The organism is Lysinibacillus sphaericus (assembly GCF_006864135.1).
GTDB lineage: Bacteria > Bacillota > Bacilli > Bacillales_A > Planococcaceae > Lysinibacillus.
On record NZ_SADV01000003.1, the window covers coordinates 312,142 to 335,078 of the forward strand.

The window sequence follows — 22,937 nt, forward strand, 5'->3', positions numbered from 1 at the left end:
CACCTACTCTATGACTTTTATCAACTGATTCTCCGTGTCCATTGTGATCGTTCGACCTAATGGTAGTGACATCGTTGGTAAACAGTGACCGCATGTAATGTCCTTTATAATAGGTTTATGAAGTGGACCTAAAATTTCTTGAAAAATTGTTTGTAGTGATAGGCTACGTTCGGGATATTTTGGATTTTCAGGACCACAATTTGTCCAAGCTCCCAATAAGATACCGGCCACCTCATCTAGTTTGCCTGCCAATTTTAGCTGTGTAAGCATCCGATCCACACGTTGCTCACTTTCATCTATATCCTCTAAAAATAAGATTTTACCCCTTGTATCAATTTCATAAGGTGTCCCAAGAGATGCCGTCACTAATGTTAAGTTCCCACCAATAAGTTGCCCTGTCGCTTTGCCGGCTACAAACGTCGTCATTGTACGCCCAGGTGGATTTTCAAGACAGTAGTCCGTACGTTCTGTTGCTGTCACACTTTCGAAAAAGGACTTCCACGTATACTGATCCATCTCTGGCCGAATAAATTCTGTAGAGGGCATTGGTGTATGATACGTAACAAAGCCACAGTGTTGGTTAAAAGCGATATGTAATGCTGTTACATCGCTATAGCCAGCAAATACTTTTGGGTTGCCTTTTATCATATCGAAATCTAGAAGCGGTAAAATTTTCGTCGCCCCGTAACCTCCACGTATGCAGAAAATGCCGTCAATATTAGCGTCCCTAAACATTTGATTTACTTCAGATGCTCTTAATTCATCAGAGCCTGCTAAGTAGCCATGCCTCGCCCGACATGTTTCTCCAGCGACAACCTTAAAACCTAGCTTTTCAATACTTTGAACGGCAGGGAGAAATTTTTCAGGTGGGGTTGCACCCGAAGCACTCATTAGACCAATTGTGTCACCTTTTTTCAATGCCTTTGGACGAATCATTTGCTTACCTCCATTTTTAGTGAAGTTCGGTATCTTTCCAATTCCTCTTCATTAGCCAAGACAAAATGACCTTCTTCTATTTCGGTAAATGACGGTGGCTGAATGTCATAGTTATGCTGTGATGGATCATAGATTTCTACGACTTTATCTCGCTCCTTATAGGGATTTGGCTCCGGTACTGCCGATAATAATGCCTTTGTATAAGGATGAAGAGGAGTAGCAAATAGCTTTTCCGTCTCAGCTAGCTCAACAATTTTACCTTTATAAATAACAGCAGTTCGATCCGTAATAAATCGGACTACAGATAAGTCATGCGCTATGAATAAATAGGTTAAATCATTTTGCTGCTGTAGGTTGGCTAGTAAATTTAATACTTGTGCACGAATGGATACGTCTAATGCTGAAATTGGTTCGTCCGCAATAATAAACTCTGGCTCCATTACTAGTGCACGCGCAATGCCGATCCGCTGACGCTGCCCTCCTGAAAATTCATGTGGGAAGCGACTTGAAAACTCCGGTAATAATCCTACATTTAATAAGGCATTGCGTACCTTCTGTTGACGATCAGCCTCATTTTTAAAGTTTTTTGTATTCATAAGTCCCTCTGAAATAATATAATCTACCTTTGCGCGTTCATTTAGCGATGCCATAGGATCTTGAAAAATCATTTGGATTTTCTGCGTAATTTCTCGATCCCACTCTTTCGATATTTTGCCATTAAGCTTCTTACCGTGATACAGTATTTGTCCTTCAGTGACTTCATTGATACGCATAATTGCTCTGCCGATTGTTGTTTTTCCAGAGCCTGATTCACCTACTAAACCAAATGTTTCACCTTTTAAAATATCGAAGCTGACATCATCAATCGCTATAAATTTATTTTTGCCTTTCCCAAAAACAACCTTTAAATTTTTCACCTCAACTACTACTTCTTTATGACTCATGCGCATATTGTCTCCCTTCTTTGAAAAAGGCTTGGAGCGCTTCAGGAGGCTCTACTTTCGGTGCGAGTGGATCTAATAGCCACGTACGAGCATAATGTGTGTCACTCACCTGAAAAAATGGTGGACGTTCCACAAAATCAATCTTTAACGCATATTCATTGCGAGGAGCAAAGGCATCTCCTTTAATTTCTTGAAATAGATTTGGTGGAGTGCCTTTGATAGAATAAAGCTGCTCCCCTTTTGAGCCTAGTTGTGGTAAAGAAGAAATGAGTGCCCATGTATAAGGATGCTTGCTATTAAAGAACATTTCATGCGTTTTCCCTATTTCGATGACATCACCTGCATACATCACTGCAATACGGTCAGCAACCTTCGCTACAACGCCTAAATCATGCGTTATATAAACGGTCGTTAGCCCATATTTTTGTTGAAGATTTTTTAAAAGCTGCAAAATTTGTGCTTGGATTGTTACGTCTAATGCAGTTGTTGGCTCATCACATATTAAGATCTTAGGCTTACACGCTAGCGCAATAGCTATTACAATTCGTTGACGCATGCCGCCTGAAAATTCGTGAGGATATTGCTTATAACGCTTTTCCACATCGTGAATGCCAACATCTTTTAACAATTTTAAAGTTTCTTCGTATGCTGCCTTGCCCTTTAAATTCTGATGTAAAAAAACACATTCCTCAATTTGCTTTCCAATCGTTTTCAGTGGATTTAATGATGTCATTGGGTCCTGTGTAACCATAGCCACTTCTTTTCCACGAATGCTTAGCCACTCCCGCTCAGTTTTAAACTGTGCTAAATCCCGTTCATTGTAGATAATTTCCCCCTGATCGATGTAGCCATTTTTATCGAGCAAGCCCATGATTGATTTCATTAGAACAGATTTTCCTGAACCTGATTCGCCAACGATTGCTAGACTTTCTCCTTTGTATAAATCAAGGGAAATATTACGAATGGCCGTTAGCACTCTGCCACGAAGTGTAAATTTAATAACTAGGTTTTGAATAGTTAAAATACGTGTTTGAGTTTGTGTCAACTTCCTACATCCCCTTATACGTGATTTTTCGGATCTGCTGCATCTGCAAATGAATTTCCTATAATATAAAATGCAATCGTAATGACGCTTAATACAATACTTGGGAAAATAAGCTGATATCTTAATTCTGGAGACATCATAAGTACTCGTCCTTCATTGATTAAATTTCCTAAAGACGGCTCACTAATCGGTAATCCTAATCCAATATATGTTAAAAACACTTCTGAGCCTATAGCAAATGGTATCGCTAGACTCATTCGTAACATAATGACGGAAATTAGATAGGGTAATAGGTTTTTTAAAATAATTCGATAATCAGGTGTTCCTAAACATTTTGAGGCTAAGTTATACTCACGATCACGCAAAATAACAATTTGATTGCGTATAAATCTTGCCATTTCTACCCAGCCCGTAATACACATAGCAATAATAATAGTTGAAATACTTGGTCGTAAAATATAGGACATTAAAATTAGGACAATCGTTGTTGGTATGTTATCAACGACATTGTAAAGCTGTGTAATGGGCACCTCTAATTTCCGCGAAAAACCCCAAAGTGTACCGATCGTAATACCGACGATAGCCTCTACTAAAGCAACCACACAGCCAATAAATAACGAGGTTCTTGTTCCTGCCCAAATACGTGACCATAAATCCTGCCCAATGGAATTTGTCCCAAACCAAAATTCAGCGTTTGGTGCAACATTACGTGCTTGGAGACCTGTCTGCTCATCTAAATATATTTCAGTCGGTGATTTTTGTCCTAGTAAATACGGTTGTAAAATGGTAAAAGCTACGATAATTAGCACGCCAACTAATAAAAAGACAGCGATGCGATTTTTTAAGAAGGATTTCCATGTTGAACGCCAATAGGAATAATTAGAATAGGCTGTTTCTTCAGCTTGACGTTCATCTACTTCCGCAAAATCGAACAATGATTCACGTGATTTGTTTGAGATATTGTTTATTTCTTCTGAATACATTCCCATTAACGTACACTCTCCCCTTTCCCCAATTTAATGCGCGGATCAACAACGGCCATTGCAATATCACCTAAAATTAGTCCGATAATTCCAAGTGAAGAGAACACAAGCACTAAGCCTTGTACAATCGTATTATCCTGTCGCTGTATGGCATCTACGAGTAAGCCCCCCATACCAGGAATAGAATATAAGGATTCAATGTAGATGGAGCCAGTAATGGTAAAAAGAATAGTTGCTGGTAAATACTGTGCCATCGGAATAAAAGCGTTTCGTAATACATGTTGAAACATTAATGTCCGCTCTTTCACTCCTTTTGCTCTCGCTAGCTTTATATAATCTTTGTTTAGTTCATCCACCATGTAACGCCGCATCCACATAGCATAGGAAGCAGTCGGTGCTAACGCCATTGAAATCAGTGGTAAAATCCAAGTAATAGGTTTATATTCATCGAAAAGCATTGGTAAATGAAAAATTTCTGTAATATACATTTGAATGACTAAATAATAGACGGCGGCTGGTACTGCAACGATAATGACAATATAGCCTGTCCCTAAGCGGTCCAGCCAGCGTCCCTTCATCTGGGCCATCAATATGCCGAGCGGAACTCCAATTAGAAGAGATAGCGTAACCGCCCCTAAACCAAATAACAAGGAATACATGATCTTATCTGCAATAATCGTGACGACTGGTACATCTGTCCGATATGTAACGGATTTACCTAAATCACCATGAAACAGCTTAGCGTAAAAATTTCCCAACTGTACTAGTAATGGGTCACGTAAACCTAAATTCGTTAAATATACTTCTTGTTGTGCAGGTGACATTTTATTCGCCGCTGCCCCTAAATAACCTTCTTCTGGCATTAAACGTAGTAATGAAAAAACAATCGTAATGATAATAAATAGTGTTAAAACTGATTGTAATAAACGTTTACCTATATACCTCAGCATCATTTCATCCTCCTTCTTCAGAAAGACAGAAGGAGATGCCGACTTCTTTATTTCGGTATCTCCTTCATAAATACGAACCGTTTTTGACTTTTTCTTGAATGTAGCAAAGAACCTACTATTTTCTCCATCATCTATGCCCGATCGTTTCAACTATCCATATTTGGTCATTAATTGAAGTTTCACTTTATTTCGCTACTTTAGCTAACGCCTGCGCACGTTCCTGCTCCCATTTTGCTAAAGCTTCTTTAAACTCCTCGTTACTCATTGGTTTGTCTAAAACTCGCTGACCTTTAAATTTCTCGGCAGTCACACCAAATGGTGAATATTGAGCCTCAAATGGATTTAATTTAGAGGCAACATAGCCACTTCCTCCAACTGAATAAGGGATAACAAATGCCTCATCAATTAAGAAGGCTTCCGCTTTGGCAAATAATTCATAACGTTTTGCTGTATCAATCGTCTCATTTGCTTCGTCCACTAAGTTTTGATATTTTGATTTTCCGTTTGCTTCTGTATATCCTTCAGCTAGCTCCGGTTTATTATAAGTACCGCCTGCAGTGAATGGATCCGTATACGTTGATGGGTCGGCATAGTCTGGACCCCAGTTTGCTTCAAGAAAAGCAAATTTACCAGGTTTACGAACCTCTGATAAAAAGCCTGTAGATGGTCCTGCCTCAATGATAATATCTACATAATCAGTACCTAATAGTTTTTCAATCTGCTGTTCAACGACTTGTGAACGATTGGCCCAATCTGGACCACCTGCGTTATAAGGCATCAATACTTTTACTGGGAAAGTTACTTTTCCTTCTAGAGCTTTTTTCGCTTTTTCCTTGTATTCCAAAGCCTTCTCTTTGTTGAAAGAGTCATTATTTGTACTATCAGCTAATGGTGCTAACTGTGTATAGTCAACCCCCTCCACATTGACAAAGTTTTTAGGAGTGATCGTGTTGCTAAGCAAATCTTTTGGATGATAAGGTTCTAAAGTTAGCATTGCAGATTGACGGTCGAGTGCATGGAATAGAGATTTTCGGAAATCTTTATTATTGACCGCTTTCTTCCAATTTTCAGGCTCATATTCCGCATCAAATTGCGGGTTAAAGTTTAATGCATAGAAATACGTATAGAAGTTATTTTGCGTTTGACGAATTTGTGATTTTTTCTTATCATCTTTAAACCACTCATCAATAATAGAAGTTGGAATACTCGCTGAATCGACTTCTCCTCGTAAAAACAATTCTGGTTCTACTGTAGCCGCTTCTTTATTGTATTTATAACGAATACGATCAATCAGAACATGGTCTTTATCCCAATACGTATCGTTTTTCACAAGTACTCGCTCATTTTGCGGTTCAAATTTATCTAAAATATACGATCCGTTATAAAGGAAATTTTCACGAGTTGTACCAAAACTATCACCTTTTTCTGCTATAAACTTACCATTAACCGGGAAGAAGCAGACATAGTTCAACATAGAAAGGAAGTAAGGTGTTGGCTTTTCTAAAGTATATTCTACTGTATGTTTATCTATCGCCTTTATGCCAACCTTTGAAAAATCTGTCATATCACCGTTATAGAAGGCTTCTCCATTTTTCACGACTGTAGCAATCCAAGCTGTTGATGATTCGTTTTTTGCATCAAGGACATAATGTAAGCCATCTACAAAATCTTGAGCAACAACATCCGCATACTCTTTTCCATCATGAGTGACCCATTTTGCATCGTCACGTAGCTTGAACGTCCAAACTGTAGCATCGTCATTTGATGCCCATTCTTTGGCTACGCTTGGTTGTACAACGCCATACTTATCATACTCAATTAATCCATCAATCAAGTTCGCCGCCACAGCAAACTCATTGGTTTCAGAGGTCTTTAAGTAATTTAACGTTTTTATTTCCCCCGAATAAACAACGCGATACTCTGATTTTTTTTCACTTGAAGAATCATCACTACATGCTGCACAAATCATTACAACAAGACACACGAAAAGCAGCCAATACCTTTTCCTCATAAGCATCCCCTTAGTAATCTTATTTATCTACATAAAGTGACAGTTAAAAATCTCACTATAGCGGAACAAAAAAAGTGAGAGATTAACTATCCATTAAGCCGTCAGTAGGGGGACGAACCCTCCCTGATTAAAGCAACACTTTATTACGAAAATCCTAACCCAACTGCATTCGTCATCCTAATTCGATCATTTTCAAATATAGGTCCATCAACAATAGGATCTTTCAAACATAAACTAGGACCGTCTAAATCTACCATCGTGATATTTTTCTGTGATGCGGCAAAGTGAGCAGCGGCACTAACGCTAATTTTCGTCTCTAGCATACAACCAATCATGCATGGTATGTCGTTCGCCTCCGCAATGTGGCAAATTTTCTGCGCTTGATAAATGCCTCCTGTTTTCATGAGCTTAATATTAATCAAATCTGCAGCTCGCTTTTCGATAATTGTATAGGCATCTTTTGCAGAGAAAACACTTTCATCTGCCAAAATATTTGTCAATGTATTGGCCGTTACAAATTGCATCCCTCCTAAATCATGGCAATGAACAGGCTGCTCAACCAATTCAACATTTGCACCAGCATCTTCAAGTGCACCAATAATTTGTACAGCTTGCTTCGGTGTCCAGCCCTGATTCGCGTCAACCCGTAATGTTATGGCGTGTCCAACTGCATCACGAATAGCAACAACTCGCTCTACATCATCTGCTGGATCTTTCCCCACCTTAATCTTTAAAATTTGAAAACCACGCTGTACGGCGGCTATACTATCCTTCACCATTTCTTCAGCATCATTTACACTTATCGTAATATCTGTTATTAATTCTTTCCTATAGCCCCCTAATAATTTATACAGAGGTGTTTGATAGTGTTTTGCAAATAAATCATAAATTGCCATATCTACCGCAGCTTTTGCACTAGTGTTTTGATAAATACTGTTGTCAATGCGCTCCATGATTTCCGTTAATTCTTCAATATCCATTCCGATAATGGCTGGCTTAATATACTCTTCTATAGCGTGAGAAATAGACCCTAGTGTTTCGCCAGTAATAGCTGCAGTCGGTGCCGCTTCACCGATGCCTATTTGCCCATCATCAGCGTGAACATAGACGGCAATGTTGTGAATGCTATGAACTGTTCTTAAAGCTGTTTTAAACGGTGTTATTAGCGGTGCCTCTACCTTCCCCACGACAATATTTTTAATTTTCATCCATTCACCTACCTTTAAGTTACTTATGTTAAGAACTGTAAAAGTCGAAGCACCTCATAAAAATCACCCGTTACGAATTCCACTGTATTATGTGGTTTAAACGTAGCATTCGGATAGAAAGAATTTCGATATGCTCGTGTATGATCACGATAAATGATTTCCACTACAAAGCGCTCTGGTAATGTCACTTGTAAATCTTCACGTGCCACCTTCATCGAATCCTCAACAAGTCGTTTCGTTTCCATAATCGTCAGCTGTGGACTCACGCTAATGGTCGCATTTCCTATCCCTTCTTTCGTGGCAAATGTGATGATGCTATCATTAATAGATTGAATTTCCTCTGTTAACCCCACATCTCCACTGACAAACGAAACGGGAACACCATGTAAAGCAGCCGCGTACGTATTAATTAAAAATTCACTTGCATATTCACCATTAATTTTCACATCAGCAAAAACACAAAGCGTATGTGCTAAAGGGTTACGCGCGCTTCCTCCTTTACTGTGATAGCCAATAAAAATGGCGCGATCAAAGCTCTTATCAAGTCCTGCAACCATACACATCGGGTCATATGTCCACCCACGAATAACCTTGCAATTTACTGGTAGATTAGAAATATCAAGATTACGTGCTGAATCATGAGCATCCTTTAATAAAATTTCTGTCGCTCCACCAAGAATAGCCCCCTCTATAGCGGCTTCTACTTCCTTTGTCATTTGCTTTTGGAAAAACTGATAATCTGGCGCGTTTAGCTCCGTCTCACTCCAAGCTGTTGTGCCAGTAATCCCTTCAATATCTGCACTAATATAGACCTTCATAGCAATCGAAACTCCTTTACTTTATTGTCTTGAATTTTTGCTTCCACAGCTCCATAACTAGCTTCTTGTGCACCTACACGTCCGGCCCATGAAACATTATTAAAATCGTAATGCCACCATTCCTCCGAATAATTCGTAAACCCAACCATTGTCATACAGTTAAATAGAAGACGTCGATGAACACAGGCTTCCCAATCTTCCTCTGGATGTTGTTCAAAATAACGTGTCGCAAACTTTTCACTGATTTCATCAAAAGCCGTACCTAAATTTAAAGCGTTACCATCTAAATCACCTAGTGTCACATCAATCGCTCCACCTGTTAAATGAGGAGCAAGATGAGCATGTTCAATGCTAGGAAACGCAACATACTTTCTCGTTTCTCTTTCAATCTCTTGCTCAGTAAAATGCGGAAAACTCTGTGCGATTTGCTTTGAAAAACTCGTAAACAAAAATTGCTGCACTTGGAACGGCCGATAGCCATCATATAAAATAAGGCTATAATTTTTAGACAATAATAATAGCGCTTGTGTTAATCGCTCATACACACCCTGACGTACATAAATCGCTTGTAAATTGTTTGGTATTTTTTGATGATAGTAAATGGGATTAACAAAAATCCTCGAATGTTCTTCTCCGGTTTGAATGAATGGCTCTCCATTTTCACGAATTGCTGGCGTTGAGTCCCTCATTGAAGTTTTATTTACTTCAATGGGATAAAAAATAGCGTCATGTATAGTACACACCTCCACTTTCAGATTTCGATAAATTTTTGGATAATTCAGTTTTTAATGAATGTATCATACCTTATATTTATTGACTAGATAAAAACAGAAATATTACAGAGTACTAGCTATTCTCTGCGTTTCAATCAACATTCATCAATTAATTTATGCAAGAAGTCGAACGACAATGTTTCTTCACCTATTAGGAATTTTATTCACAAATGGGATAGAAGATTACCGAAAGATAATAAAAAATGGCGAATTAAACTCAGACTTATTCGGTTATAAAAAACCTCCATTTTGATATTGATCAAAATGGAGGTAAACTCTTCTAGATATTTCTAGTAAACAGGCGAACTAAATGTATTTTTATTTTATTTCACGCACTAAGATGACGTTTCATTTACTGAAGAACGAATATGACATTGAATAATTTTATTATTAAACCTTCTTGCTGGATATAAAGTTAAAATTGATAAGCTTCAACTTTATGTTCATTTCGACCTATTGTAGTCTGTGCCTGTGAAAGTGAATTTAAAATGGCTTCCTCGGTTGCTTCTGCAGCTGCTGCAAATAATTGATTCATAATAGGATGATCTTCACGTAGTTGTATACGTGTTTCGACGAGCTGATCTGATTGATGAGCGATACGATGTGCTGTTGTAAAGCCAATGACTATATCTCCACTGCCATGTGGAAAGTGACTGCCTGTACGTCCAAGACCAATGCCACAGCGTTTAATGACACGTGTCAATTGACGATTACTAAGCGGGGCATCTGTGGCAAGTACGATAATAATGGAGCCATCTGTTGGAGATAATGTCGATTCGCTATGACCGTTAGTAGCAACATATTGGTGTGCTAAAAACTCAGAGCTTTGCCCAAAATTACTGAGGACCATACAGCCTACCATATAGTTCGTTGACCCATGTATCACAATTCGAGAAGATGAGCCAATCCCACCTTTATAGCCAAAGCACATCATTCCTTTTCCAGCACCAACTGCCCCTTCCTCTGCAGTTTCAGTTGATGCCTTGCGAATCGCTTCCAAGGCATGCTCAGGTGTAATGGGACATTCCCGAATAGAATTTAAATAACTATCGTTACATTCCCCAACAACGATATTAATAGTTCCTGTTGAAAGACCTATTTCACTATTCATATCTAGCATAAATTGCAGCGTTCCCTGTGTTACAGCTGGAACGCCAAATGTATTCGTTAACATAATTGGTGATTCAATAACCCCAAGCTCATTTACCTGCACGAGCCCAGTCGTTTTTCCAAAACCGTTTAACACATAGCTTGCAGCAGTAACCTTTTGCTGAAATATATTACCTTCATGCGGTAAAATCGCAGTTACTCCTGTACAAGCATGCGCGCCGTCTTGATTCATTTTCTCATCAAGTGTTACATGCCCTACACGCACGCCAGCTACATCAGTAATACAATTTTTCTCACCAGTAGATAATGTGCCAATGACGATTCCCATTTCTCGTACTTTTTTTGGCATATTAGTCCTCCTTATGAATCGCCAAATTTACAGCAGCCTGTGCATGTAAAACTGTTGTATCAAAAATAGGTACGTTCACATCTTCTTGTTTAATAAGTAATCCAATCTCTGTACAGCCTAATATAATGCCTTGTGCGCCTGCTTGCACAAGATTCTCTATCACCTGTAAATAATAGTCCTTCGATACTTGTTCAATTCGACCCAAGCATAATTCTTCATAGATGATACGATTGACCTCAGCGCGCTCCTCAGCTAGCGGAACAAGCACTTCAATGCCAAATCCCTCTATTCTAGCTCGATAGAAATCTTGCTCCATCGTATACTTTGTTCCAAGAAGGGCCACTTTCTGTAAACTAGCTTTTTCTATTTGATTTGCTGTCGCATCAGCTATATGTAAAATTGGAATGGTGATTTTTGCCTTTATGATATCAATAACCTTGTGCATTGTATTTGTACAAATAACAATAAAATCTGCCCCTGCACTCTCCAGAGATTGCGCTGCCTCTGCAAGAACTTGCCCAGCCTTTTCCCACGCTCCCTCAGCTTGATAATGCTCAATTTCTTGAAAATCTACACTATATAAAATACATTTTGCTGAATGCAAGCCTCCTAATTGCTGCTTTACCTCTTCATTCATCAGACGATAATACTCTGCAGAAGACTCCCAACTCATACCGCCAATCATACCAATTGTTTTCACGCATACTCCTCCTTTAATTTTACTACTATATAATCATTCTATCTTAAATAAGGAAATTTTCAAAAAGTTTTTAAACCTCTCTTTTCAAAATAGCCACTATCTAATTAATAAGATGGGTATAGAAGCAACAACAACATTTATACTAATAAAAAAGTAAATACCATCCTTAAAATCAATGCATAAAGGATACACAAAGTCAATTAAATCACTAATGATTAATACAACGATAGATGGAAACTTAGGGAATAAAAAAGTGACAATTCTTGCAACTATGCTAATCATCATATCCATCAGCAGAAAATGCCAATATAAAAATAAAATAACATACGTAACCTCCTTTTATTACAACATCCATTTTTCTTTTGCATCATTATATTATTTTCTCGCTGTAAAGTTTCGACAAATGGTACATCACCATAATCTTTTTCTATTCTAAGTATAAGTAAGTCCTTCGCTGTACTTGCAGTTGAACTAGATATTTCAACTATTGGAAAAATATTTAGTAATAAAATCGTTTTCTAAAATTCAGTATTTTCAAAAAGTGGATATATTACAAAAAAACAGTGTAAACTGAAGCGTATTGAGATTGGAGGTAAACAAAATGGAATGGATATCGAATATTGTAAATGAGACTAATAGTATTTTATGGACATATTTCATTATCACATTATTATTAGCTGCAGGGTTTTATTTTTCCTTTGGCACAAAGTTTGTTCAAATTCGACTTTTCCCTGAAATGTTTCGTTTAATAGTGGAAAAAAGAGATGGAGACTCAGGTGTTTCTCCGTTCCAAGCCTTCACGATTAGCGCAGCATCGCGTGTAGGTACTGGGAATATTACAGGCGTTGCATTAGCAATCGGAGTAGGTGGACCAGGAGCAGTATTTTGGATGTGGATTATCGCCGTATTAGGAATGGCGACTGCCTTTATTGAAAGTACGCTTGCACAGGTGTACAAAGTAAAGGATGGCGATACGTTCCGTGGTGGACCAGCCTATTATATGGAAAAAGCATTAGGCCAACGAAAATTAGGGATCATTTTTAGTATTCTTTTAACGTTAAGCTTTGGCTTTATTTTTAATGCTGTACAATCGAATACGATTGCCACTTCTGTTGGTGAGGCATTCCATATTAAACCTTATATCATTGGTATTATGTTAGTTGTGTTAACGGCCATGATTATTTTTGGTGGCGTACATAGAATTGTAAAAGTTACGCAAGTACTTGTACCCGTGATGGCAGTTTTCTATTTAGCTGTAGCCCTTTTTGTTGTTGTGACAAATCTGTCTGAAATACCTGCCGTTTTCAAGCTGATTTTCACAGAAGCGTTTGGTCTTCAAGAAGCAGCTGGTGGAGCAATCGGAACTGCTATTATGCAGGGCGTACGCCGTGGTTTATTTTCAAATGAAGCCGGTATAGGTAGTGTTCCTAATGCCGCAGCTACAGCAAATACATCACACCCTGCAAAGCAAGGATTAGTGCAAAGCTTAGGTGTATTCTTTGATACAATTATGATTTGTTCTGCAACAGCGTTTATCATTATTTTAGCGGGTCTATATAATACAGGTGAAAGCGATGGAATTATTCTTACACAAAATTCCTTAGCTGTACATGTAGGTTCATGGGCTCCTTACTTTATCGCTATTGCTATTATTTTCTTTGCCTTTAGCTCCATCGTAGGAAATTACTATTACGGTGAATCTAATATTGAGTTTATGAATGCGCATAAAGGCTGGATGTTTGGCTACCGTATTTTAGTTCTTGTTATGGTGATGTTTGGTTCTCTTGCACAAGTACAGCTTGTTTGGAACTTAGCCGATCTGTTCATGGGACTAATGGCTATAATCAATATTACAATCATTATATTACTTGGTAAAATTGCCTTCCTCGTGTTAGACGACTTTACAAAGCAAAAGAAAAACGGCAAAAACCCTGTATTTTATGCAAAATCAATCCCAACATTGAAAAATACTGATTGCTGGGAAGAAGATCGATAATTATTGACAAACGCCATTCCTCTTTTGAGGAATGGCGTTTTTTGTTATGTCTGATACTAATCAATTATGTCTCGGTATAATGCCGTCCAGAATCGCCTGCAAATGTTTTTTGCGCGAAAGCGTAGTGCTATCGCAGCGGCAACAACGTGTTTTGTGCAAAAGCGAAGCAGCAGCGGCAACAACACCGAGGTTGGTCACTCAGGCATTTTCACAGGATGTGAAGTTTTAGCCTGAGTTCCTTTATTTCAGCGGGTGTTTGGACACCCCGCATTCATCTCACCACATATTTAGGTGGAAGACTTTTGTAACTGTCGTTTCACTTATGTTACAAAAGCCAATTTGCTGAAAGAAGTTAATATTTAAATTGACTAATTAGCTGCTTTAGCTCATCTGCCATATGCGCAAGAGCTTGTGCAGAAGCATTAATTTCTTCCATTGAAGCTAATTGTTCCTCTGTAGATGCTGCAACGTCCTCTGAAGCAGTTGCATTTCCTTGTGCAGAGAATGCTAGATCCTCCGTAACAGCTGTCACCTCTTGTACACTTGCTGACATTTGTTCAGATGCAGAAGATACTTCTTCCATTTTAGGAGTAATTTTATCCATACTCGACTTAATCACTTGGAACTTCGTGATAGCTTCGTCTGATACATGTAGTCCATTTTGAACATCCTCTGTAACTTTTGCCATGATGTTTACGGATTGTTCGGTTTCTAACTGGATGCCATGGATTAACTCGAAAATTTGTTGTGCAGATTTCTGTGATTGCTCCGCCAACTTTCTAACTTCATCAGCAACAACTGCAAAGCCTTTTCCGTGCTCTCCTGCTCTTGCTGCCTCAATTGCTGCATTAAGAGCCAGTAAGTTCGTTTGATCTGCAATGCTTGTAATAACATCTAAAATAGACGTAATTTGCTTAGAGCGTTCATGTAATGTTTGAATTTTCGTATTTGAATCGGTCACTGATAAATGGATAGAATGCATTTGATCTTTTGTATCTCGAACTGCCTTTCCACCTTCATCTGCCTGTAGCGTTGCATGCTGTGAGAGATCCGTCACGGTAGAAGAGATCTCCGCGATATGAAGAATAACCTTCGAAAGCTCCTGTAACGATTCTGCATTCTTATTGGCACTCGTCGTTTGCGTATCAGCGCTCGTCGCAACATCTTGAATCGAGATGGCCACTTTTTCTGTAGCAATGCTCGTTTGGTTAGCATTGGCTGTTAACTCTTCTGCAGACGAAGCTACCTCTTCGGCATTTTGTTCAATTTTTTGAATAAGAGTTCTTAAACTGTCTTGCATATCGTTAAAGGCTTGTCCTAGCTGTCCAATCTCGTCATGAGATTTTACCGTCACTTTTTCAGTTAAATCACCCTTACTTATCGTTACTGCACTATCCTTAAGCGCTTTAATCGGTTTTATAATTGCCTTCATGACAAAGAAGAATACAATCCCACTGATTACAATTGCAGCGATTAGTACAAGAAACGTTTTATACAAAATAGATGATGCTGATTGGTCAATTTCCTTCGCAAAAATTGTCCCTGTGATTTTCCAATTTGTCAGTTCATTCGTTGTAAAGAACAGAGTTCGGTCATCACCGTCAAAGACATAATCATACGTGCCAGATTTGCTGTCGTACATTTTGTCAATGAAGCTTTCTTTTATTTCGCTACCCGGTTCAATAGTAGGATGTGAAATAACCAATTTATCTTCATCAAAAATAGAAGGATATCCATTTTTTCCGATACTAATAGAACTAGATATTTTTTGAAGATTTGTCAATTTTATATCAATAGCAACTACCCCAGATTGATCTTTTACCTGACGAGCAATGGTTACGACCATATCTCCAGTACCAGCATCAATATAAGGTTTCGTAATTAAAACTTCTCCCTTTAATGCTGTAGCCTTTTTATACCAGTCTCGTTCCAAAAGATTATAATCAGCGCTATTCGATTTTGGTTCTAGAAATAATGAGCCCTCATTTGATCCAAGATAAATGCTCAGAACATCCGGATGTAGCTTTATATATTGTTGAAATTTCGTATGTACTGCTGATCCCTGCTGATCATACATAGAAGAATCTATTTCCTCGCTAAACACATTGATGTCGTTTTCTTTTTCACTAATTGTTTTATCGATTAACGTATTTAAAATATTTACACTTTCATTCGCACTAAAAAGTATTTCTTCTTTTATCGAATTTTTTGCTGAAAGATACGATAAGCTTCCTACAGAAATAACTGGGATTAGTAAGATAAGAGCAAATAATGTGTAGAGCTTACCCTTAAAGCTTCCAAATAATCGTTTCATGCAATAGCTCTCCTTTTGTTTTCACAAGTTTTTAAAATATGTTTTATCCGATTCAGTTTCAAAAAAGAAAACCGCCTCGGTTCGCAACCTTCCCTTCTTATCGATTAAATTTTCTTCCTATGCTTTTATCGGACGAAATACTTAAATTCAAACCCCTTTTTTCATTTTTTTGATTTTCTTAACATAATTCTTCTATTCTTGACACAACTTCAATATGTAGCGAAACACAAAACCCCTATGTATCACGTTTTAACTATGATACATAGGGGCTATTGTTGTTAGTATTTAAAGGCTTGAATCGATTCTTGTAGGTCAACCGCCATTTTTGCCAAATGTGTAGAGGCCGCTGCTACTTCTTCCATTGCTGCATTTTGTTCCTCAGAGGATGCCGCAACACTTTGAACATTGCTACTTGATTCCATAGATACTTCGCTAATGTAGTCGATTTCTTTTACAAGTTTTTCGATATCTTGATGGATCATTCGAATAGCTGCTGTAACTGATTCGGTTTGTGCTTGCACATCATTAATGGCATTGTCAATTTGCATGAAATTATCTCTTGCCACATTTACTTTTTCACGACCGACTTTTACAGAATCATTACTATTGATCATGTCTTCCTCGATTATTCTTGTATCCTCAGTAATTTGCACAACAACCTTTTCAATATCTACTGCTGCTAAATTCGATTCATCTGCTAGCTTTCGCACCTCTTCTGCCACTACGGCAAAACCCTTGCCATGCTCACCGCTTCGTGCTGCTTCTATAGAGGCGTTGATAGCCAATAGATTTGTTTGGGTAGCTATATTTTTAATAACATTGACTGCTGAGACGATTGCTGCAGTATTTTCATCTAAGTCTTTAACACGTGTACTTAGCGCTGCTGAATTTCCCGCAATTTCATTCATCTGTTCAATGACATTACGAACTGAGGAACGTCCTATGCTAGCCATATTTTTAGTTTCTACTGTTGCATCGTTTACATGATCAATACTCGTTGATATGTCATTCATTTTTTTCAAAATATGGGAGGATAAGTTACGTACATCACCTGTCAATGTATCCTGTTCTTCAATACCATGGGCAATATCTTGAATCGATTCTGAGACAACTTCTGTTGCCTGTGTCACTTCCATACTACTCGCTGTGAGCTGCTCGGAAGTTGCTGCTACTTGTTCAGATGAATTAGCGACATGCTTCATAGTATGACTAAGCTTTTCTGACATCGAATTAAACGAAGCTGCCAGCTGCGCAAACTCATCTTTTGTTTTAAATTGCAGGTGCGTTTGTAAATTGCCTTTTGAGAATTTGTCCATTTCTACTACAGTTTGTTGAATATTTTTAGCGACTCTACGACCAAAAGATGTCGTAATAATAATGCTTATAAGCAAGGAAACAATTGCTAATATGGCAATTTCTTTGCCACTGTTGTCGCCTTTTTGCTTTGTCGCCTCTATACGCGCCTGCATTTCATCCTGCTGAGCCGTTGCCATCGTTTTTCCAAACTCCACAAGCTTTAGAGAGCCTTTCCCTAAAATCGGTAATGCCAACTGCTGTGCTTGCCGTTTTTCCCCACTTTGAAAAAGCGGTACAATTTGTTCATCTATTGGCTTTTCCCATTCCTCTAACTGCCTTAAAAACTGTTCAAAGTCCTTATTTTTATGTCCGAGTTCTTCAAGACGATGAATAGATTTATGTAAAGTATCTCTTATTTCGAGATGATTATTGAGCATGTCTTCTTTACCATATAATATATACCCCCGAATAGCGGCGTTTGCCCGAACCGTTTGGAAGGAAATATCATTATACAAATTGATTAATTCCGTCTTTTTTTCGATTTCCACAAGTGTTTGTTTATTATCATTTAAAAAATATATTGCAATACTAGTAATTAGTAAAAGAAAGACTAAAACTATACCAAAAGAAAATTGCAGTTTTCGTTCTACCGTTGATTTCATACGACTCCCTCTATCCCCCTCTAAACGTTAATCCACTTAAAGTATAGACTAAATTTACCTATCCCCCTATAATAAGTGCGTCTTTTATCATAAATTAACACAAAAATTTTACAAAAATAAAACATATCACCAAATGCCTTGACTTCTCTAAATTCTAAACAGCAGTTTCAAAGCACGCCCCTATTTATGGGGGTTTTTTAGCACCCACTAAAATTTGAGTTACCATTTCATCGGGCGCCCCCAGGATTCTTTGCTCTGCGCGAAAGCGAAGCGTCAGCACAAAGCTACCAGTCGTAACGGAAGTCACCCCCCTCGTTATGGAACTGATCAATATTTTTGAAAATATCCTATTCTACCGGTTTTAAGAAAAAACATTCACTACGCTTCTGTTATCTAATTGGTCCAACAATTTTAGGTATACTATAATAATAGAAAATGAGTAAGCCAGATTTGTATGTGAGTTTAGTAGTAGGCTCTAATTGTTATGTCGAATCTCTTGCATTACGCTCAGTACTTGAGTCATTTGGTGTTCGAGTAACACTTCATTTAATAGGAAGACCAAATGATTTTATTGATGTTTTATCAGGGGAAGATTTGAATGATCAAATAGATTATTTAATTTTAAACTTTCACGGGATGAAGGACGCTTTTGCATGCCAGAGCTAGGCCCAGAAATTTATGAGTTAAATGAACCTAGAGATGAATTTTTCGGTCCTCAAGAGATCTCGAATTATTGTAAATTAAAAGATGTGAAGGTTATTGCCTCTGGCTGTACTCAGGTGAAAAACAGCTAGCAAATGCATTTTTAAAAAGTGGTTGCCATTCATATTTAGGCCCGAATGATTATATAGATGGGAATGCAAATTTAATGTTTCTTATAAGATTTATGTACGAAATCATTGCCAATAAGCGAACACAGCAGGAAGCCATAGAACTCGCAAAATCGATTGACGTGGAGACTTTAAAGTATCAGCTTTATTTTGCATAGAAGATAAACCCGAAAAAAATCGTAGCCTATGCTACGATTTTCTTAATTATCGTTGATGTTTTTTTACCATAGACTCTGTAAAAATCTGAGATTGCCCCTTTGGAATACTTAATGTTTGCCAATCAGAGCCCTTTAGTTGTTTAGCGATGTAAACGATTTGACCGACATGTTGTGAATAGTGGGACATTTGTCTTTCGATAGCGTCTATCACGGAATGCCGTTCTCCTCTTATCGTTACAAATCTTTGTAAATCAGTTTCTTTTAATCCTAGTAAAGCATCTAAAAATACTTGCCAGCCCTTTTCCCATACCATCATAATCTCTTCTTTTGTCTGAAGGCTATCGTTAAATTCATCGTCACGATTTCTCGTTTCTTTCTCACCATCTGTCGTTAGAAAGTCAGTCCATCTCGATATCATATTACCGCTAACATGTTTTACGATAACGGCGATGCTATTGGATTCTTTATTAAAAGCCCAATGCAGTTGTTCATTATCCAATTGTAAGAGTGTTTTATCACCTTGTTCTTTCACACTTTTAAACCTTTTCTGAACAACGTTTAAGTAAGTCTGCCCCATGCTCATTCATGAACGCCCCCTTTGTATGTCCATTAGCTGCTATAAATATTTTATATCAAACAAAATCTTTCCCTCATTCTACACTATAAACGAGGCTAAAGTTATAAAGGTTTAAATTTGAACCAAAAAAACCGTCTCTTCATACTATTGAGACGGTTTCCTTCTATCCATTATAAATTTTCATCAATATATGTTTCTATATCTGATGCAATTGTGTCAATAGGGACATCCTCGGCATTATCTGCAAATCCAGAATACATTTTTACAATTTTGCCATCTTTATCTACTAAGAAAAATTGATTTCCGTGTATCACTTGATCGGTCTTAGGATCATCTTTCACCCATATTTTAGTTGATTTTATAGCGAACTGCTCGATATATTTTTGTGAATATCCAGTAAGAAGATTCCATTTTGATTCATCCGAAACATTATATTTGCCTAAATAATTAGCTAATATTTCAGGCTTATCTACATCAGGATCAATTGAAAACGCAACAATATTATAATCTTCCACACCTTTTTTCTTCAGCTTTTCTTGAACTTGCGTCATATTAAAGGTCATTGGTGGACAAATTGATGTACAATTTGTGAAAATATACATACCAATCCATGGTTTCCCTTTTAAACTCTCTAAAGAAACTTTTTCTCCGCGTTGATTGATATGTTCAAAATCCGGTAACTCCAAGCTATAATCTGCTTTAAATTTTGTATTTCCACACGCACTGAGCACTGCAGCTAATGCAAAAAGTAGAACAAGCCCAATTATTTTATTTCTCATCTTTAACACGCTCCCTACTAACACTATCCCCATCCTATCGTACGATGTAAATATTGGCAAGGACACTCAAGTGACAGCTTTCGTACATCTTTGTGAAATCGATTTCACTTTAAGGAAACAAGTGCATCATGAATTGCATCTAATTTAACTTCTACTCGATGTAGTAAATAAAACGACACTAAGATAGGAAAACCGATATCCGATATCATGTTTAACCACTGTTCCATGTGGCCCCTCCTTTACTAAGCTTATAATAAATACTATTGCTAAAATGGTCCTTGCAGAAAATTCCGCAAAGACCATTTCATGACTATTCGATCCCTAATTCAAATTCTCTTACTTGTCGATCAACGATGCGAGCCCCAGTCATTGCCACCAAAGCACTAGCTTGTCTATCAAAAACATTTTTAACGATGATCGTTTGCATGACCTGTTGAATTTCCTCCGCTGTTACATTTGGCTTCGGTGTATCAATCGCAATCGTAGTCGTTTTCCCTGCTGCTGTCTCGAATTGCAGCTCTAAAACTTGTGTCATTGCTTTCCCCCCCTTAGGATAAATCTGTTGTTTCTTGTTTTAAAATGCTATCTAGTGCGTGTGAAGATAGACTTGCAATGGCCTTTGCTACGTCTACTAAATCCTCTGCTGTATGCGAGCCGTTTAAATTGCGGTACGATTTAATTGTAAACACGGGCTCGTTTTGTGCATTCTGTCCAGTGATATACTTCAAGCGCAATGTAGCACCTATGAAATTGACTTTTACCATGAGCGTCACCTCCTTTACACAATATATACTGACTTATTGCTAAAAAAGGGACATTTAGGATGGATTTTTTTCTGCAAGCTTTTATAATAGAGTAAGAGAAGGCAAAGAGGTGAACGATTTGTTAACTGGTTGGTTTTTATGGTTTATCCTATTTTGGGTAGTTGTGCTTATTTCGTTTATGGCGATAGGCGGATTTTTCATGTTCCGCAAATTTTTAAAGGCATTACCGAAACAGGACGGTAAATCTGATTTAGATTGGCAAGAGTATTATTTAGATAAAACGATTCATTTATGGGGACAACCTGAGAAGGAGCTTTTATATGAACTTGTAAGCCCTGTACCTGAGCTATTTCGACAAGTAGCAAAGGAAAAAATTGCTGGGAAAATTGGCGAACTAGCTTTAGAAGAAAAAGCACCTGCCATTAACCAAGATTTAATTATTCGTGGCTATATCCAAGCAACGCCAAAGCGCGACCATAAATTTTTACGTAAAAAGTTAGATGAAATGCAAATTGACATCGCTCCATATGAACATTTGTTTGATTAATGGTACGCTGCACAATGATTTGTGCAGCGTTTTTACTGACTTTAGATAAGTTTCATCATATATTCTCTACTAGTACAGGGGGAGTCAATCCATCACTCTGAGTTCTTACCCTCACTCTTTTTTCCGTCGCCTTTGTCTTCATTCCGTCATTCGAACGACGCTTTCTGTCGCTTTGCCAAGCCTCTCAATCGCTCGAATTGCTCTATCCATCAGCCAAACTGCGCGCAACAAAAAAACTACACTAGATGAAATCTCTAGTGTAGTCTTCCCATTAAATATTCTTCAGCGGAATTGTTTTTTTGATTTTAATAAATTGAATAAGCATTGCGATTCGCCAAGGAAGTAACATAGCGAACGCTAAAATCCAAAACATTCCTGCTAACTCACCAACGTCAATGGAGCTACTTAATATCATTTTTGCAATTACACGGAATACTAATAGTCCGATTAATATAAAAACGAATGCTTTTGAACGCTTTAAATAAATATCTTGGCCTTTTACTTCAAATTTAGAAGTGGCAATTAAGATTGTTGAGAACACCATTCCGACTGCTGCCGCTTCAAGGATTTGCATAGGTGGTACTCGAAATTGTTCAAATAAAAACATTAACGCACCTGAAGACATTGCAATAGGTGGAATGATAATTTTCTTCTCATTTGTCGGTTTCTTAGATGCTCGCATACGAATAACCATGACAAAGGTACCCATAAAAATGGCCATTATGGTTGAACCTATTACATAATATTGAGAAGGGATATTGTCAAACATAAAATTTCCTCCTCCAATGTCATTAACAATTTTGTCCAAGTAATTGATCAACTACAGCCTTTAATCTTTCTGGCTCGAAAGGTTTTGTCATAAAATCCTTTGCGCCACTTTCAATTGCTTCCACGATTAACTTCTGTTGTCCTAAAGCTGTAATCATAATTATTTTTGCATCTGGAAATTCGGGGATGATTTCTTTTACTGCTTCTATACCTGTCATAACGGGCATCGTTACATCCATCGTTACTAAATCTGGTTGTAACTCACGATACATCGCCACAGCTTCTTTACCATTTCCTGCATTGCCGACTACCTCATAACCCCATTCAGAAAACATATTACTGATTGCAACACGCATAAAGAGCGTATCATCCACTACTAAAACTGTAGGCACATGTTCATCTCCCTCACGTTATAGTAC

General features: G+C 37.8%; 22 protein-coding genes and 1 pseudogene. 3 read left to right on the forward strand and 20 right to left on the reverse strand.

Annotation, left to right across the window (positions count from 1 at the left end):
- Positions 1-3: 3 nt before the first annotated feature.
- The 11 genes from C7Y47_RS05790 to C7Y47_RS05840 form a co-directional block, all read right to left on the reverse strand.
- The gene (locus C7Y47_RS05790; protein WP_142507879.1) at positions 4-936 is read right to left on the reverse strand and encodes a S66 peptidase family protein; all 933 of its coding nucleotides are present in this window, start codon (positions 934-936) and stop codon (positions 4-6) included.
- Positions 933-1,880, reverse strand: coding sequence for an ATP-binding cassette domain-containing protein (locus tag C7Y47_RS05795; RefSeq protein ID WP_142507942.1), 948 nt, complete (start codon positions 1,878-1,880; stop codon positions 933-935). The genes C7Y47_RS05790 and C7Y47_RS05795 overlap by 4 nt, the downstream gene beginning before the upstream one ends.
- Complete coding sequence (locus C7Y47_RS05800) at positions 1,870-2,925, reverse strand: ABC transporter ATP-binding protein (RefSeq protein ID WP_142507880.1); 1,056 nt, start codon at positions 2,923-2,925, stop codon at positions 1,870-1,872. Before C7Y47_RS05800 ends, C7Y47_RS05795 begins: the two co-directional genes overlap by 11 nt.
- Before the next feature lie 14 nt (positions 2,926-2,939).
- Entirely contained in the window at positions 2,940-3,914 is a 975-nt protein-coding gene (locus tag C7Y47_RS05805; protein ID WP_142507881.1) for an ABC transporter permease, read from the reverse strand.
- A complete protein-coding gene (locus C7Y47_RS05810) occupies positions 3,914-4,861 on the reverse strand; it encodes an ABC transporter permease (RefSeq protein ID WP_305067641.1) in 948 nt (315 codons plus the stop codon). Before C7Y47_RS05810 ends, C7Y47_RS05805 begins: the two co-directional genes overlap by 1 nt.
- Positions 4,862-5,042: 181 nt before the next feature.
- Positions 5,043-6,869 carry a peptide ABC transporter substrate-binding protein gene (locus C7Y47_RS05815; RefSeq protein ID WP_142507882.1) on the reverse strand — a complete coding sequence of 609 codons (1,827 nt, stop codon included), beginning with the start codon at positions 6,867-6,869 and terminating at the stop codon, positions 5,043-5,045.
- 143 nt (positions 6,870-7,012) lie between these two features.
- Positions 7,013-8,077 carry a dipeptide epimerase gene (locus C7Y47_RS05820; RefSeq protein WP_142507883.1) on the reverse strand — a complete coding sequence of 355 codons (1,065 nt, stop codon included), beginning with the start codon at positions 8,075-8,077 and terminating at the stop codon, positions 7,013-7,015.
- A 23-nt stretch (positions 8,078-8,100) separates the two neighbouring features.
- Complete coding sequence (locus C7Y47_RS05825; protein WP_142507884.1) at positions 8,101-8,895, reverse strand: M55 family metallopeptidase; 795 nt, start codon at positions 8,893-8,895, stop codon at positions 8,101-8,103.
- A complete protein-coding gene (locus tag C7Y47_RS05830) occupies positions 8,892-9,584 on the reverse strand; it encodes a M15 family metallopeptidase (protein WP_142507885.1) in 693 nt (230 codons plus the stop codon). Before C7Y47_RS05830 ends, C7Y47_RS05825 begins: the two co-directional genes overlap by 4 nt.
- 499 nt (positions 9,585-10,083) lie before the next feature.
- Positions 10,084-11,127, reverse strand: a complete 1,044-nt coding sequence (locus C7Y47_RS05835; RefSeq protein ID WP_142507886.1) for a P1 family peptidase — start codon at positions 11,125-11,127, stop codon at positions 10,084-10,086.
- Position 11,128: 1 nt separating this feature from the next.
- Positions 11,129-11,827: an aspartate/glutamate racemase family protein gene (locus tag C7Y47_RS05840; RefSeq protein ID WP_142507887.1), complete on the reverse strand. Its 699-nt coding sequence runs from the start codon at positions 11,825-11,827 to the stop codon at positions 11,129-11,131.
- 601 nt (positions 11,828-12,428) lie between these two features.
- Between C7Y47_RS05840 and C7Y47_RS05845 the strand changes: the two genes are divergently transcribed.
- On the forward strand, positions 12,429-13,823 hold the full coding sequence (locus C7Y47_RS05845) for an alanine/glycine:cation symporter family protein (protein ID WP_142507888.1): 1,395 nt from the start codon (positions 12,429-12,431) through the stop codon (positions 13,821-13,823).
- Positions 13,824-14,175: 352 nt separating this feature from the next.
- Here C7Y47_RS05845 and C7Y47_RS05850 read toward each other — a convergent pair whose 3' ends face one another.
- Together C7Y47_RS05850 and C7Y47_RS05855 are read right to left on the reverse strand one after the other, a co-directional pair.
- Entirely contained in the window at positions 14,176-16,137 is a 1,962-nt protein-coding gene (locus C7Y47_RS05850; RefSeq protein ID WP_142507889.1) for a methyl-accepting chemotaxis protein, read from the reverse strand.
- 278 nt (positions 16,138-16,415) lie between these two features.
- Positions 16,416-18,095 (reverse strand): methyl-accepting chemotaxis protein, encoded by a 1,680-nt coding sequence (locus C7Y47_RS05855; protein WP_142507890.1) that lies wholly within the window; start codon positions 18,093-18,095, stop codon positions 16,416-16,418.
- A gap of 435 nt (positions 18,096-18,530) precedes the next feature.
- Here C7Y47_RS05855 and C7Y47_RS05860 point away from each other — a divergent pair.
- Positions 18,531-19,083: pseudogene (locus C7Y47_RS05860) on the forward strand (delta-aminolevulinic acid dehydratase).
- A gap of 46 nt (positions 19,084-19,129) precedes the next feature.
- Here C7Y47_RS05860 and C7Y47_RS05865 read toward each other — a convergent pair.
- From C7Y47_RS05865 to C7Y47_RS05885, 5 genes are all read right to left on the reverse strand, one after another.
- Positions 19,130-19,666, reverse strand: coding sequence for a DUF1572 family protein (locus tag C7Y47_RS05865; protein ID WP_142507891.1), 537 nt, complete (start codon positions 19,664-19,666; stop codon positions 19,130-19,132).
- Positions 19,667-19,830: 164 nt separating this feature from the next.
- Positions 19,831-20,439, reverse strand: coding sequence for an SCO family protein (locus tag C7Y47_RS05870; RefSeq protein WP_142507892.1), 609 nt, complete (start codon positions 20,437-20,439; stop codon positions 19,831-19,833).
- A gap of 104 nt (positions 20,440-20,543) precedes the next feature.
- On the reverse strand, positions 20,544-20,666 hold the full coding sequence (locus tag C7Y47_RS05875) for a YvrJ family protein (RefSeq protein WP_082337366.1): 123 nt from the start codon (positions 20,664-20,666) through the stop codon (positions 20,544-20,546).
- An 83-nt stretch (positions 20,667-20,749) separates the two neighbouring features.
- Positions 20,750-20,974 carry a DUF2922 domain-containing protein gene (locus C7Y47_RS05880; protein ID WP_142507893.1) on the reverse strand — a complete coding sequence of 75 codons (225 nt, stop codon included), beginning with the start codon at positions 20,972-20,974 and terminating at the stop codon, positions 20,750-20,752.
- Positions 20,975-20,987: 13 nt separating this feature from the next.
- Positions 20,988-21,203, reverse strand: a complete 216-nt coding sequence (locus tag C7Y47_RS05885) for a DUF1659 domain-containing protein (RefSeq protein WP_142507894.1) — start codon at positions 21,201-21,203, stop codon at positions 20,988-20,990.
- Between the two features lie 118 nt (positions 21,204-21,321).
- On the opposite strand from C7Y47_RS05885, the gene C7Y47_RS05890 reads away from it, so the two are divergent.
- Positions 21,322-21,750 (forward strand): DUF2621 domain-containing protein, encoded by a 429-nt coding sequence (locus C7Y47_RS05890; protein ID WP_142507944.1) that lies wholly within the window; start codon positions 21,322-21,324, stop codon positions 21,748-21,750.
- 271 nt (positions 21,751-22,021) lie between these two features.
- Here C7Y47_RS05890 and C7Y47_RS05895 read toward each other — a convergent pair whose 3' ends face one another.
- Both C7Y47_RS05895 and C7Y47_RS05900 read right to left on the reverse strand, forming a co-directional pair.
- Complete coding sequence (locus tag C7Y47_RS05895) at positions 22,022-22,519, reverse strand: CcdC family protein (RefSeq protein ID WP_142507895.1); 498 nt, start codon at positions 22,517-22,519, stop codon at positions 22,022-22,024.
- Positions 22,520-22,541: 22 nt separating this feature from the next.
- Positions 22,542-22,910 (reverse strand): response regulator, encoded by a 369-nt coding sequence (locus C7Y47_RS05900; RefSeq protein WP_142507896.1) that lies wholly within the window; start codon positions 22,908-22,910, stop codon positions 22,542-22,544.
- Positions 22,911-22,937 lie beyond the last annotated feature (27 nt).

Excerpts from the sequence above, each read along its gene's own strand:
- C7Y47_RS05790 (WP_142507879.1), bottom strand. The coding sequence starts at position 936 with ATGATTCGTCCAAAGGCATTGAAAAAAGGTGACACAATTGGTCTAATG.
- C7Y47_RS05795 (WP_142507942.1), bottom strand. The coding sequence starts at position 1,880 with ATGAGTCATAAAGAAGTAGTAGTTGAGGTGAAAAATTTAAAGGTTGTT.
- C7Y47_RS05805 (WP_142507881.1), bottom strand. The coding sequence starts at position 3,914 with ATGGGAATGTATTCAGAAGAAATAAACAATATCTCAAACAAATCACGT.
- C7Y47_RS05810 (WP_305067641.1), bottom strand. The coding sequence starts at position 4,861 with ATGATGCTGAGGTATATAGGTAAACGTTTATTACAATCAGTTTTAACA.
- C7Y47_RS05815 (WP_142507882.1), bottom strand. The coding sequence starts at position 6,869 with ATGAGGAAAAGGTATTGGCTGCTTTTCGTGTGTCTTGTTGTAATGATT.
- C7Y47_RS05820 (WP_142507883.1), bottom strand. The coding sequence starts at position 8,077 with ATGAAAATTAAAAATATTGTCGTGGGGAAGGTAGAGGCACCGCTAATA.
- C7Y47_RS05825 (WP_142507884.1), bottom strand. The coding sequence starts at position 8,895 with ATGAAGGTCTATATTAGTGCAGATATTGAAGGGATTACTGGCACAACA.
- C7Y47_RS05830 (WP_142507885.1), bottom strand. The coding sequence starts at position 9,584 with ATGAGGGACTCAACGCCAGCAATTCGTGAAAATGGAGAGCCATTCATT.
- C7Y47_RS05835 (WP_142507886.1), bottom strand. The coding sequence starts at position 11,127 with ATGCCAAAAAAAGTACGAGAAATGGGAATCGTCATTGGCACATTATCT.
- C7Y47_RS05845 (WP_142507888.1), top strand. The coding sequence starts at position 12,429 with ATGGAATGGATATCGAATATTGTAAATGAGACTAATAGTATTTTATGG.
- C7Y47_RS05850 (WP_142507889.1), bottom strand. The coding sequence starts at position 16,137 with ATGAAACGATTATTTGGAAGCTTTAAGGGTAAGCTCTACACATTATTT.
- C7Y47_RS05855 (WP_142507890.1), bottom strand. The coding sequence starts at position 18,095 with ATGAAATCAACGGTAGAACGAAAACTGCAATTTTCTTTTGGTATAGTT.
- C7Y47_RS05865 (WP_142507891.1), bottom strand. The coding sequence starts at position 19,666 with ATGAGCATGGGGCAGACTTACTTAAACGTTGTTCAGAAAAGGTTTAAA.
- C7Y47_RS05870 (WP_142507892.1), bottom strand. The coding sequence starts at position 20,439 with ATGAGAAATAAAATAATTGGGCTTGTTCTACTTTTTGCATTAGCTGCA.
- C7Y47_RS05875 (WP_082337366.1), bottom strand. The coding sequence starts at position 20,666 with ATGGAACAGTGGTTAAACATGATATCGGATATCGGTTTTCCTATCTTA.
- C7Y47_RS05880 (WP_142507893.1), bottom strand. The coding sequence starts at position 20,974 with ATGACACAAGTTTTAGAGCTGCAATTCGAGACAGCAGCAGGGAAAACG.
- C7Y47_RS05885 (WP_142507894.1), bottom strand. The coding sequence starts at position 21,203 with ATGGTAAAAGTCAATTTCATAGGTGCTACATTGCGCTTGAAGTATATC.
- C7Y47_RS05895 (WP_142507895.1), bottom strand. The coding sequence starts at position 22,519 with ATGTTTGACAATATCCCTTCTCAATATTATGTAATAGGTTCAACCATA.